Below are 12,728 nucleotides of genomic sequence, written 5' to 3' on the forward strand. Positions count from 1 at the left end.
GCGGGTTCTTCTCTCCAGGAAGGTTCAATCACGGCGCAGACACGCTGTGGCTGGATTCCTGTGCTTGTCACAGGAATCCAGCTTCCTACTCCTCCAGCCACTCGGTCGCAAACGCGCCGGCCACGTGCAGGTCGGTTGTCTCCAGTCGCCCGGGTCCGAGGTTCTCGAATTTGTGCGCCACGTTGGCCGGCGCCACGACGATCTGGCCGGCTTCGGCCTCGACCTTGCGATCGCCGACGGTAAACAGCGCACGTCCGGTGCGAATGATGAACGTCTCGGCATAGGGATGGCGGTGCAGCTTCGGGCCGCCACCGATCTTGTCGGTGGTAAAGAACACCACCGAGACGTCGGCGCCATAGGCGCCGCCCTGGAATTCGCCCTGCCAGACATCGGGTTTTTCAGCCCACTGCTCGCGGTCAATCAGATGTACTGCCGCCATACCGGCTCCTCCGCCGTTCGATTGTTCGAACCGCGGACGAGCCGGCAACCCCGAAGACGCAAGGCGTCATGGGGCGCTATGCGCCCCTCTGCTGCAGAGAGCCGGCTCAGCCGCGAATATGCTGTGTCTGCTGGAAGACCGCCGTCGAGCGGGCGCCAGAGCGGCAATAGCCGAGCATCGGCCGCTGGAATTCGTCGAGCGCGTCGACCATCTTTTGAACTGCGTCCGCCGTCACGCCCATCGGGCCGACGGGGATATGCATGGTTTCGATGCCCAGTTCCTGCGCGCGCGCTGCGATGGAATCGAAGGTCGGCTGGTCCGGCGCCTCGAAATCGGGGCGGTGGCAGACGATGGACTTGAAGCCAAGCGCCTTGATCTGGTCGAGGTCCTCGACCGTGATCTGGCCGGAAACCGAGTATTCATCGTTGATCGGGCGGATGTCCATGGCAGCTTTACCCTTGAAAAAACCTGAGGCGACTGATGTAGGCCCGGTGCCCGCCGGCGTCAATTCCAAACGCTTGGGTCAGGCAACGCCGAAAGCAACCGCATAGGTCTGCGTTTGGCCGGGTTCGAGCAGTTTCAGCTCACCGGCAGCGCCGAGCTCCGGCCGCTTGGCCAGCCGATGCGACGCAGGCTCGATGCTGATGACGTCGGCTACCCCGCGCTGGCAGCGCCACATCTGCAAAAAAGGCAGCGTGTCGGCGCGAAAGCGCACTGTCAGCCGCTTACCGCCGGCAAGCGGGGCAAGCGTCACATCCGACCAACCATCCGCCTCCACCTCTGCCGGAATGCAGAAATGCGCACTTTCCCCCTCGCCGAAGCGCCAGCCGCGCTCCCGCTCGGCAAAGGACGGGCTGATGATCCGGGTATCGTCTCTGACCAGCCTGCCGGCAATATTGAGGTGGTACATCATCATCGGTGGAAAGGCGCGGGCGCCAGTGTTGGTAAGCCTGTCTTCCAGCATCACTTCGTGCCGGTCGGCGTCCACATGCCAGCGCCGCTCCAGCAGCGCATGCCCACCATCGGCAAGGTTTATCTCGACCGTCGCGATGCAAAGGGTGCTGTCCGCAGACATGTGCGTGTGCTTGACCGGCGTGCCGGCAAGTGAACCGTGAAGCGGGTAACGCGCGCCGTCTGCGCCAGCGGCAATCGGCTCGGGATGGCGGATGTGCTCCGGTCCGCAAGTGAAGAGAAAGCCGGAAAGCGCCCTGTCGATGCGCGGGTCGCCATCGGACGGGATCGCCGCCCCCGGTGAAAGGTCGACGCCATCGACGACGAAAGCGGCGATGTCGAGCGCCGACGACCGGTCGAACAGGATGTGATTCTCCTGTGCGTCGTCAGGTGCATCAAATCTCGTTCGCATGCACCGGCCCTCCACCTCCAACCCACGGGAATCACAGCGATCACAAAGACATGATAGCCGATGGGGCCTGTTTTTCATCGGTTGAAAGCTGGTATGGCTGCGCCTAGATAGAATTTAACCGCTTATTCATGATGAATTCATTTTTTTCACATTAACGTCGAAATCGGAATGTACCGCGCCACATCAACCACCATGAGAACAGGTTTTATCGTGACGTCAGCGACCCGCACCGGCCTCTCGCTCCTCGCCGCAGCCAGCTTCCTCGCCGTGGATCTTGCATCCGCCTTTGCTCAGGAAGGCTACGGCCGCAATCGGCGTGGCAATGGCGACGTGATGCTGGTGACGCCGGAAGGCGAAATCCTCGACTACATGCCGGGGTCCGACGAGGTGCGCACCATGCGCGACCGTCGCGGCCGCACCGTGCTGGTCGACAACTGGGGCAACGTGGTCGCGACCGTCGTGCCATCAGAAGGGTATGGTGCCTATCGGCGCCAGCAGGAAGCAGATGTCTATTCCAACCGTCGCACCCGCGATCGCGGTTACGGCTATTCCGAGCCCGGCGATGTCACCGGGTCCATTCCCGATTACCGCGACCCGGCCTATCGCGACGTGGTGCCGCCTTCCGTCGAGCGCAACGAACTGCCTAACAGCCTGCCCGGCTTGATCGATGGCGACGAACAGGCGGCGATCGACCCGCAATACGACCAGCCGATGAGGCAGTCGATGCCGCCGGCCATCTCGGTCAAGTCCAAGTCGCGCGCCGAAATCACCGCGCTGCAGGTGTTCCTCGACCGCGAAGGTTTTTCGCCCGGCGTCATCGACGGCAAGATGGGCTCGAACGTCACCAAGGCGATCGAGGCCTTTCAGCAATCGACCGGCGAAACGCTCGACCCGAACAATACCGAGGACATCCTCGAGCGGCTGCGCATGAACGGCGGCCTGCCGATCACCAGCTACACCATCACGGCCGCCGACGCCTCCGGCCCATACGTCGCCTCGATCCCCGACGACTACGCCCACAAGGCGATGTTGCCGCACATGTCCTTCACCTCGACGACGGAAATGCTCGGCGAGAAGTTCCACATGGACGAGACCTATCTGCGCGAGCTCAACCCGGGCGTCGACTTCACCATTCCCGGCACGATCATCAAGGTCATCAACCCCGGCGAAAACCGCAAGGAAAAGGTCGCGCGCATTGTCGCCGACAAGGCCCGCAAGCAGGTTCTGGCCTATGACGCCGCCGACAAGCTGGTCGCCGCCTACCCGGCAACGATCGGCTCGTCCGACACGCCGTCACCATCAGGCACCGTCAATGTCGAGCGCATCGCGCTCAATCCCGGCTACACCTACAACCCGAAGATCAACTTCAAGCAGGGCGACAACGACAAGATCCTGACGCTGCAGCCGGGGCCGAACGGCCCGGTCGGCACGGTCTGGATCGCGCTATCGAGGCCAACCTACGGCATTCACGGCACGCCGGAACCTTCGAAGATCGGCAAGACCCAGAGCCACGGCTGCGTGCGCCTGACCAATTGGGACGCGACCGAACTCGCCAAGATGGTCAGCGTCGGCGTCACGGTCGAATTCGTCGATTGAGACGTCATATCTGAGCGATCTTGGGGCCTGTCGTGAGCTTGAGCCTTGCGCAGGCGTCAGACCACGAGAAGCGTCTAGAGCGCGTCTTGCTCAAAAGGCATCCCCGCCTCCCTCATTCCGGCCTCGTGCCGGAATCCAGCGACCTGACGTCCGTCAGGTCGAAAGACCTTTCATGCCGAAGACCTGGGATGGTCCCGCAGTTCCTGCGGAACTGCTGGGGACCTCTGTGACAAGCAAAGAAATGTGGTGCCTTAAGCTCTTCCTAAGCAGCTCTTCCTAAGCCTTCATTGCGATCGGCCGACGACACAGAGTGACACCGTCCCAAGCCCTTATGTCGTCACATGCGCAACGGCGCCTCAGTCGATGCCTCGGCACGGATATCTCCAACGCCCCAGAATCCCTCGCGAATCCCTTGAAATCGCAGCTTTTTGTGCCCTGCGTCACCCAATTGGGGGAGTGACTCCGACATGCCTGCGTTGAAAATGGCCCTGTCTGCCCAGGGACTTCTTGGTCAGGCTATTTTCATCGGAACCCATAGGGCCGGTGCGGCGGACCACCGTCCCGGCAAAGACATTTACACCCGACTACTCCACCGACACGACCCAGACCGCGGCCGCCCACGAACCGGCTGCGGTCATTTTTTTTGCAGGAGCACCCTGCACCATGCTGCAAGGCGCCCGGTCGTCACGACCTGATAGAAGCCATCATGACCTCATGAAACATTGTCATGAGAAATTTGAAGGCATTGGTCCTATCACTTAGCCACCTCTAAATTTCAGACCTTACCGAAGGAATGTCCGCTATGGCGACCGAGCGCACCCTGCCCAACCTCTGGCATGCGACGGCGCCTGCAGCGCCGGAGACCCGGCCGCTTGGCCGCGACCTGACAACGGACGTCGCCATCATCGGCGGCGGCTTCACCGGTCTTTCGGCAGCCCTTCACCTTGCCGAAAAAGGCGTGAAGGCGACCGTCATCGAGGCGAAGATGATCGGCTTCGGCGGCTCCGGCCGCAATGTCGGCCTCGTCAATGCCGGCATGTGGGTGAAGCCCGACGACCTGATCGCGACGCTCGGTGCCGACGCTGGCAACCGCCTGCTCGGCGAACTCGGCGACGGCCCTGCCATGGTCTATGCCCTCGTCGAGAAGCACGGCATCGCCTGCGAAGCCGTTCGCAACGGCACCCTGCACATGGCCGTCGGCGCCGAGGGCCTGAAGGATATCAGCGACCGCGAGGCCCAGTGGAAGAAGCGCGGCGCGCCGGTCGAGGTTCTCTCGGCCGAGCGGGCGGCAACGCTCTCCGGTGCCAAAGGCTTCTCAGGCGCGCTGCTCGATCGCCGCGCCGGCACGATCCAGCCGCTTGCCTATGCCCGCGGCCTTGCGCGCGCAGCGCTTGCCGCCGGCGCCGAGATCTACACCGACACGCCGCTTAGAGGCGCCGAGCGGCAGGGCGAGACCTGGGTGCTGAAGGCGGGTGACAATACCGTCAAGGCCAAGCAGGTGATCCTCGCCACCAATGCCTATGGCGGCATGTTCGCCGAGGCGCCCTGGCAGCAGCACACGCAGGAACTGACGATCCTGCCCTACTTCCAGTTCGCCACCAATCCGCTGCCGGAAAAGGTTGCAAATCGCATCCTGCCGGAGCGCCAGGGCACCTGGGACACCGGTCTCGTCATGACCTCGTTCCGCATGGACCAGCAGAACCGCCTGATCTTCGGCTCGATCGGCCGGCTCGATGCGATCGCCGAAGGCACGCACCGCGCCTTCGCCGCCCGCTCCGTGCGCAAGCTCTTCCCCTATATCGGCGATTTCCGCTTCGAATACTGGTGGGACGGCCGCATCGGCATGACGACCAACAACCTGCCGGCCATGCATACGCTGGCGCCAAACGTCTTTTCCGTCAGCGGCTACAACGGCCGCGGCATCGCGCCGGGCACCGTCTTCGGCAAGGCGCTCGCCAACCACGTCACCGGCCAGACCTCGGCAATCCCCCTTGCCGAAACGCCTGTTACCCCCGACAGCTGGCGCACCGTCAAATCCGCCTTCTACCATGCCGGCGCGCAGGCGAAGCACCTGGTCGACCACCGGTTTTGAACGATCTCAGTAGGTCGGCGCGACCGCGTCGCCGAGATAGAGAGCTGATCTGCTGAACATGCTCCATGCAGGCACGCATCGAGCCGCTGGTGGTACCCACTCTCCCCGTTTTCCTCGAGCCTGCCCCGAGGATCCATGTCGCGCCACGCGAACAATCATCTGTTCTTGATGAACCGAGGATCCACAGGCCCCGCGCGGAGCTCGCAGATCTGTCGAGGACCACAGAGCTGGATCCTCGGGTCAAGTCCGAGGATGACACTTTGAAAGCTTGGGCCTCACGGCCCCGTGCCAATGGCCAAGCCCGACGTAGCAACTGCGAGACCAAATCATGCCGACAACGCGTGGGTGAAGTCGGAACAGACCGTGCGCTTCACCGACAGTCCAACTGCGCAGACAACAAGACGCCACAAAAAAACGCCCCGGACCGGGATGGTTCGAGGCGTCAATGCTTCATACTTTGCTGTCCGGCTCAGGCCGCGCGGCGATAGCCAGATGCAGTGCCGACGTGAACCTGGGTGGATGTCTGGAACGCCTTCAGCTTCAGCGCGATCTGCTCTGATTCCACCGTCAGTGCCTGGCTTGCGGCATTGGCCTCTTCGACCATGGCGGCGTTCTGCTGGGTGATCTGGTCCATCTGGCCGATCGCCGTGTTGACCGCCTGCAGACCTTGCGCCTGCTCGGCGGTGCTGGCGCGGATGTTGCCGAAGACGGAGCTGACTTCGACCACTTGCGAGACGATCTGCTGCAGCGACTGGGCAACCTGGTTGACCGAGTTGACGCCATCGTCAACCTGACCGCGCGACTTGGCGATCAGGCCCTGGATGTCCTTGGCCGCATCGGCGCAGCGCTGGGCGAGTGCGCGCACTTCGGAGGCGACAACGGCAAAGCCCCTGCCCGCCTCGCCGGCGCGCGCCGCCTCGATGCCGGCGTTCAGCGCCAGTAGATTGGTCTGGAAGGCTATCTCGTCGATGACGTCGACGATGCGGGCAATGCTTGCCGACGACGTCTGGATTTCCTGCATCACCTCGATCGCGTGGGTGACGATCTCGCCGCTCTGCTCGGCATTGGCGCGGGCGGCAATGACCGTCGAATTCGCCTGGTCGGCACCCTCGGCGGTCTGCTTGACAGTGCGCGTCACCTGCTCGACGGCAGCTGCCGTCTCTTCGAGGTTGGCCGCCTGGCGCTCGGTGCGCTTGGCGAGATCGTCGGCAGCCGCCGCGATCTCCTTAGCGCTCAGATGGATCTGGCTGGCGCCGGCCTCGATGCCGCCGATCGCGCGGGCAAGCTCGCTGATCGCATGGTTGAAGTTTTCGCCCAGCTCTTCGTAAGCCACGGGAAGGTCAGCGGCGATACGCGCCGTCAGGTCGCCGTCGGAGATCTTCTTCAGCGCGACACCGAAGGTCTGGCTGACGAGTTTGCGTTCGGTCGCGAGCACCTCTTCCTGCACGGCACGCTGCTTGGTGACGTCGGAGGCGTCCATATAGACCGAGATCGACAGGTCCATGTCGAGGAACATGCCCTTGACGAGGCTCGACAGCATCGCGCTCATGTCTTCGGCCGAGGTCTTCTGGTTGGAGAACAGGCCGCCTTTCGGCCAATGCGCCTTGACGATTTCGGTGATGAGGTGCTCGGCGATCAGCGCGTAGCCGCCGATGTACCAGCGCGGCTCAAGCCCGATGCGGGCATGCACCTGGCCGATGGTGCGGACCTTCGCACCGTATTCGTCGTTGAAATTGCCGTCGGCGATGTTCGCCCAATGGCCGACCTGCGCCCCCTTGGCGCGGTTGATATGCGCATCCGACGAGAAGAAGCGGTTGGTCTCCGGCGTCTTCTTGACCCGGGCGTAAAATTTGTCGAGCGCCGGCGCCATCTCCTTTTCAAGGATCGGCTTCAGGGCCTTCAGGCTCGCCTTGGCAGCATCATCAAGCGCCATGAAATTGAGACGACCGGCAATATCTTCCTTGCCGGCAGCGACGTGTTCCGTTTTCATGCGCGACTTCCCTGCATGCTCTTTCTGGATCATGGAAGCTGGACGGGAGACCGGGCGAACGAGGTCAGATCCACAATCCTTGCCGCAATCATGGCGGCTATCTGCACCCAGGCAAAAGCCATGAGCTGCAGTCACTTTCCATCAGCACTCGTATAAGCCCATGGTAAAGGAAGCCTTACGGGAAACAGCCATTTCGAGTACCCGCCACGCACTTCAACCGGAATTGACGAACATCAATTCCGGTTGTTCAAATTCTTCAAAGCATGTGGCGTCGGGGCCTGAGCCCCTGATCAGGCGGCGCGCCGCGAAGCCCAGGATGGCGCACGCGAAGCCCAGGAGCGCCGCGCCTTGATCGGCGTCAGGGCCTGCACTTCCTTAGCAAGCGCCAATGCATTTTCGCGCGCCTTGTCGAGGTTGCTGACGCGGGCCTCGTCCATCGACTGCAACGTTCCGCCGCAGTCGAAGATTTCGCGATAGGCAACACGTTCGACGATCGGCGTGTCGAGCACCGAGACACCGCGCGAGGCAAGCAGCGTCTTGATGGTCTGCAGCGCCCGCGTCGTCACCAGCGAATTGACGCGGGTGAGCACGACCGAATGGTTGATGCGAACCCGGGCCCTCTCCTCGATCTGGCGGATAAGTTCGAGGATCTGCACGGCACCGCGCGCGTCCATGGCACAGCCCTGAACCGGGATCAGCACCTGGTCGGAAAGGGCCAGCGCCAGCGCGACGATCTGGTCCTTGGCGCCGGCGAGGTCGATGATGATGTAATCGGCCTCGTCCTTCATTTCCCGGATATGACATTCCAGCGATGCCGGGGTGATGTGGGAGATGACCGAGAGATTGGCGATCTGGCCGGAGACTTCCGCCCAACTGGTGATCCAACGCTGCGGATCGGCGTCAAGAACCACAACGCGGTGTCCCTGCCTTGCCAGTTCCGTCGACAGGATCAGCGCCGCCGTCGTCTTGCCCGCGCCGCCCTTTGCATTGGCGAAAGTGATGACCGCCATCTTATTCCTCATTCTATCCTGTGTTCCCGCGCCCTGCCCGACCGAAGCGTCGAGCGAGCAGTGCCGCTTAATAGAACCTTTCAGAACATGGTTAACGAATTGGAAATTTTCGCTGGCGAAGATTAACACCATCCTGCCCAATCCGCAGGCAGGACGCAAAAAAGCCCGGAAAACTGGTGGTTTCCCGGGCTTCAAGAAAATTAACGCTCAGAGGCTTTTGGGCAATGCGCCCCGCCTCAGATGCATTCCCTGAACAGCTTCTTGGCCGCATCGAGCGTCAGCTCGACCGGGTTGCCGCCGGCGGTCGGATCGACGATCGCCATTTCCGACATCTCATCGATGCGGTCGGTGCCGACACCAAGTGCTGCGAGCTTGTCGGGAACGCCGAGTTCTTCGCGCAGCTTCAAGACATAGTCGTAGAAGCCGTCGAAGCCGCCGGAGATGCCGAGATAGGCGGCCGCGCGCACGATCTTGTCCTCGATCGCCGAGCGGTTGAAGCGCAGCACCGGCGGCATCACCACGGCATTGGTCATGCCATGATGGGTGTTGTAGATCGCGCCGACCGGATGCGAGAGCGAGTGGATGGCACCGAGCCCCTTCTGGAAGGCGACGGCGCCCATGGCGGCCGCACTCATCAAGTTGGCGCGGGCTTCGATATCGGTGCCGTCCTTGTAGGCGCGGGGCAGGTATTCCTTGACCAGCCGCATGCCTTCGAGCGCGATACCTGCCGACATCGGATGATAGAACGGCGAGGAATAGGCTTCCAGGCAATGGGCAAAGGCGTCCATGCCGGTGCCGGCGGTGATGACCTTCGGCATCCCGACCGTCAGTTCCGGGTCGCAGATGGTAACGGCAGGCAGGAACTTCGGATGGAAGATCACCTTCTTCACATGGCTTGCGGAATTGGTGATGACGCTGGCGCGTCCGACCTCTGAGCCGGTGCCGGCCGTCGTCGGCACGGCGACGATCGGCGCAATACCCTCGACGCTCGCCCGCGTCCACCAGTCGCCGACATCCTCGAAGTCCCAGACGGGCCGCGTCTGCCCGGCCATGAAGGCCACGCACTTGCCGAGGTCGAGGCCGGAGCCGCCGCCGAAGGCAACGACGCCGTCATGGCCGCCGTCCTTGAACGCCTTGACGCCGGCGGCCAGGTTGATGTCATTCGGGTTCGGATCGACATCGGCGAAGATCGCCCGGCCAAGGCCGTTGGCCTCGAGGATATCGAGCGCATTCTGCGTGATCGCCATCGGCGCCAGGCCACGGTCGGTGATCAAGAGCGGCTTCTTCATGCCGGCCGCCTTGCAATGGTCGGCAAGCTCCTTGATCCGGCCGGCGCCAAACCTGATGGCGGTCGGATAGCTCCAGTTCGCGGTGATCGTCATGCTGTGACTTTCTTCAGATGGTAGGATTTCGGACGGGTAAGGTTCTGGAAGCCGATGACCGAAAGCGAGCCGCCGCGGCCGGTTTCCTTGACGCCGGTCCAGCAAAGCGCCGGATCGAGATAGTCGGCGCGGTTCATGAACACGGTGCCGGTTTCAAGGTCGCGGCCGATGCGCGAGGCGCGGTCCGCATCCTTGGTCCACAGCGACACCGTCAGCCCGTACTGGCAATCGTTCATCAGCTCGATCGCCTGGCTGTCGCTCTTCACTTTCATGATGCCGACGGCCGGGCCGAAGGTTTCTTCGCGCATGAAGGCCATGGAGTGATCGACGTCGACCAGCACCTGCGGCGCGAGATAGGCGCCGCCATCGTCCTGCGGGAACAGCTTCGGGTCGACCAGCGCCTTGGCGCCCTTCGAGATCGCGTCGGCGATCTGCTCGCGAACGGTTGCGGCAAAGCGCTTGTGCGCCATCGGCCCCAGCGTCGTTTCCGGATCGAGTGGATTGCCGAGCTTGTAGTTCGACACCCAGGCGACCGACTTCTCGACGAAAGCGTCATAGAGCGATTCATGCACATAGATGCGCTCGATGCCGCAGCAGCACTGGCCGGAATTGAAGGTGGCGCCATCCATCAAGGTGTCGACCGCCGCATCGAGATCAGCGTCTTCCATGACGTAGCCCGGATCCTTGCCGCCGAGTTCCAGGCCAAGGCCGGTGAATGTGCCGGCAGCCGCGCGCTCGATCGACCGGCCGCCTTCGACCGAACCGGTGAAGTTGATGAAGTCGAAGCTTTTCGCCGCAATCAGTGCTGCCGTCGTCTCGTGGTCGAGGAAGACGTTCTGGAACACATCGGCCGGAACGCCGGCCTCGACGAAGGCGCGCACCATGCGCTCACCGACGAGGATCGTCTGGCTGGCATGCTTGATGATGACGGTGTTGCCGGCCATCAGCGCCGGCGCGACCGTGTTGATCGCGGTCATGTAAGGATAGTTCCACGGCGCGATGACGAAGACCACACCATGCGGCTCGCGTTCGATACGGCGGCCGAAGCGGTCGCTGTCCTCGACGAGGATCGGCTGCAGCGCATCGGCGGCAATCGAGGCGACGTAGTTCGAGCGCTCGTTGAAGCCCTTGAACTCGCCGCCGTAGCGCACCGGCCGGCCCATCTGCCAGGCAAGCTCCGGCACGACCTCGTCGACCATCTCGTTGAGACGGGCGACGCCGGCCAGCACCAGGTTGACGCGCTCGTCCAGCGGACGGCGGGCCCAGGCCTTTTGCGCCTGGCGGGCGTGGGCGACGGCCTGCTTGGCAAGCTCCAGCGGCAACGCCGGGCGTTCGGCATAAACTTCCCCGTTCACCGGAGAAATACACTTGATCATGCTCATGATCGTCTTCCTGCTTCCATTTCGAATGACGGCGTGGCCGGCCCCGGTAGCGGGCCGGCCACTGAAACTTGAAATTCCGGCCCTGTCAGGCCCGCTCGAAGCCGCGTGCGACCTCCCAATCGGTGACGCGGCGATCGTATTCTTCCTGCTCCCACTCGGCAGCGCGGACATAGTGGTCGATGACCTCGTCGCCGAAGGCGGCACGCAGCATCTTGGAGCCGGTCAGCGCTTCTGTCGCGGCCCGCAAGGTACGCGGGATCTCGCGCACGTTCTTGCCGCCATAGGCATCGCCGACAAAGGGCGCTTCCAGTTCCATCTTGCCTTCGATACCGGAAATGCCGGCGGCGAGCAAAGCGGCGAAAGCGAGATAGGGATTGAGGTCGGAGCCGCCAACGCGGCACTCGATGCGGATCCCCTTGGTGTCCTCGCCGCACAGGCGATAGCCGGCCGTCCGGTTGTCCTTGCTCCACACCGCTTTCGTCGGCGCAAACGTACCGGCCATGAAGCGCTTGTAGGAGTTGATGTAGGGCGCGAGGAAATAGGTGATCTCGCTGGCGTGGCTCAAGAGGCCGGCGACGTACTGGCGCATCTGCTCCGACATGCCGTATTTGCCGTCCTTGTCGAAGAATTTCGGCGTCTTGCCGTCGGCGCTCCACAGCGACTGGTGGATATGCGACGACGAGCCAGCGGCCTGATAGTTCCACTTGGCAAGGAAGGTAATCGCCTTGCCACGCGACCAGGCGATTTCCTTGCAGCCGTTCTTGATGATCGCATGCCGGTCGGCCATCGTCAGCGCGTCGGCGTAGCGCACATTGATTTCTTCCTGGCCGGCAGACGCCTCGCCCTTGGAGTTCTCGACCGGAATGTCGGCGCCCTGTAGGCCGTTGCGGATCGCCCGCATCACGTCTTCTTCCTTGGTGGTCTGGAAGATGTGGTAGTCCTCGTTGTAACCGCTGACGAGCTGCAGGTCGCGGTAGCCGGACTGGCGCGCATCGTCATAGGTCTGGTCGAACAGGAAGAATTCGAGCTCGCTCGCCATGAAGGCCTTGAGACCCATGGCCTCCAGCCGGGCGATCTGCTTCTTCAGGATGGCGCGCGGCGAATGCGGCACTTCGGCGTGGGTGTGATGGTCCAGCATGTCGCACAGCACAAGCGCGGTGCCCTCGAGCCACGGAATACGGCGCAGCGTCGAAAGGTCCGGCTTCATCGTATAGTCGCCGTAGCCTTTTTCCCAGCTCGTCGCCTTGTAGCCGGAGACGGTTTCCATCTCCATGTCGGTTGCCAGCAGGTAGTTGCAGCTATGCGTTTCCTGCCAGGCGCTGTCGACGAAATATTGCGCGTGGAAGCGCTTGCCCATCAGCCGGCCCTGCATGTCGACCTGGCAGGCGAGAACCGTATCGATGCGGCCCGCGGCAACATCCTCTTTCAATTGCTCGAACGAATAGCTCATCAAAATTCATCCCATGTTTCGGCA

10 protein-coding genes are annotated in these 12,728 nt (G+C 62.7%); 2 read left to right on the forward strand and 8 right to left on the reverse strand.

The genetic code is table 11. The features are described from left to right. Positions 1–85 precede the first annotated feature (85 nt). The 3 genes from LPJGGPFB_RS15055 to LPJGGPFB_RS15065 form a co-directional block, all read right to left on the reverse strand. Positions 86–439 carry a cupin domain-containing protein gene (locus LPJGGPFB_RS15055; RefSeq protein ID WP_173420636.1) on the reverse strand — a complete coding sequence of 118 codons (354 nt, stop codon included), beginning with the start codon at positions 437–439 and terminating at the stop codon, positions 86–88. A 106-nt stretch (positions 440–545) separates the two neighbouring features. Continuing rightward, positions 546–884 (reverse strand): protein tyrosine phosphatase family protein, encoded by a 339-nt coding sequence (locus LPJGGPFB_RS15060; protein ID WP_025427758.1) that lies wholly within the window; start codon positions 882–884, stop codon positions 546–548. A gap of 78 nt (positions 885–962) precedes the next feature. After that, positions 963–1,802, reverse strand: coding sequence for a DUF4432 family protein (locus LPJGGPFB_RS15065; RefSeq protein ID WP_173420637.1), 840 nt, complete (start codon positions 1,800–1,802; stop codon positions 963–965). A gap of 168 nt (positions 1,803–1,970) precedes the next feature. On the opposite strand from LPJGGPFB_RS15065, the gene LPJGGPFB_RS15070 reads away from it, so the two are divergent. Both LPJGGPFB_RS15070 and LPJGGPFB_RS15075 read left to right on the forward strand, forming a co-directional pair. After that, on the forward strand, positions 1,971–3,398 hold the full coding sequence (locus tag LPJGGPFB_RS15070) for a L,D-transpeptidase family protein (RefSeq protein WP_173420638.1): 1,428 nt from the start codon (positions 1,971–1,973) through the stop codon (positions 3,396–3,398). A gap of 802 nt (positions 3,399–4,200) precedes the next feature. Further along, positions 4,201–5,490 (forward strand): NAD(P)/FAD-dependent oxidoreductase, encoded by a 1,290-nt coding sequence (locus LPJGGPFB_RS15075; protein ID WP_173420639.1) that lies wholly within the window; start codon positions 4,201–4,203, stop codon positions 5,488–5,490. A 469-nt stretch (positions 5,491–5,959) separates the two neighbouring features. On the opposite strand, the gene LPJGGPFB_RS15080 is transcribed toward LPJGGPFB_RS15075, so the two are convergent. The 5 genes from LPJGGPFB_RS15080 to LPJGGPFB_RS15100 form a co-directional block, all read right to left on the reverse strand. Then, entirely contained in the window at positions 5,960–7,480 is a 1,521-nt protein-coding gene (locus tag LPJGGPFB_RS15080; RefSeq protein WP_173420640.1) for a globin-coupled sensor protein, read from the reverse strand. 290 nt (positions 7,481–7,770) lie between these two features. Further along, the gene (locus LPJGGPFB_RS15085; protein WP_173420641.1) at positions 7,771–8,490 is read right to left on the reverse strand and encodes a ParA family protein; all 720 of its coding nucleotides are present in this window, start codon (positions 8,488–8,490) and stop codon (positions 7,771–7,773) included. 236 nt (positions 8,491–8,726) lie between these two features. Continuing rightward, a complete protein-coding gene (locus LPJGGPFB_RS15090; protein ID WP_173420642.1) occupies positions 8,727–9,872 on the reverse strand; it encodes an iron-containing alcohol dehydrogenase in 1,146 nt (381 codons plus the stop codon). Continuing rightward, positions 9,869–11,254 (reverse strand): aldehyde dehydrogenase family protein, encoded by a 1,386-nt coding sequence (locus LPJGGPFB_RS15095; protein ID WP_173420643.1) that lies wholly within the window; start codon positions 11,252–11,254, stop codon positions 9,869–9,871. Before LPJGGPFB_RS15095 ends, LPJGGPFB_RS15090 begins: the two co-directional genes overlap by 4 nt. Before the next feature lie 85 nt (positions 11,255–11,339). Continuing rightward, complete coding sequence (locus LPJGGPFB_RS15100) at positions 11,340–12,704, reverse strand: glutamine synthetase family protein (RefSeq protein ID WP_173420644.1); 1,365 nt, start codon at positions 12,702–12,704, stop codon at positions 11,340–11,342. Between the last annotated feature and the right edge of the window lie 24 nt (positions 12,705–12,728).

The organism is Ensifer adhaerens (assembly GCF_013283195.1).
GTDB lineage: Bacteria > Pseudomonadota > Alphaproteobacteria > Rhizobiales > Rhizobiaceae > Ensifer > Ensifer adhaerens_G.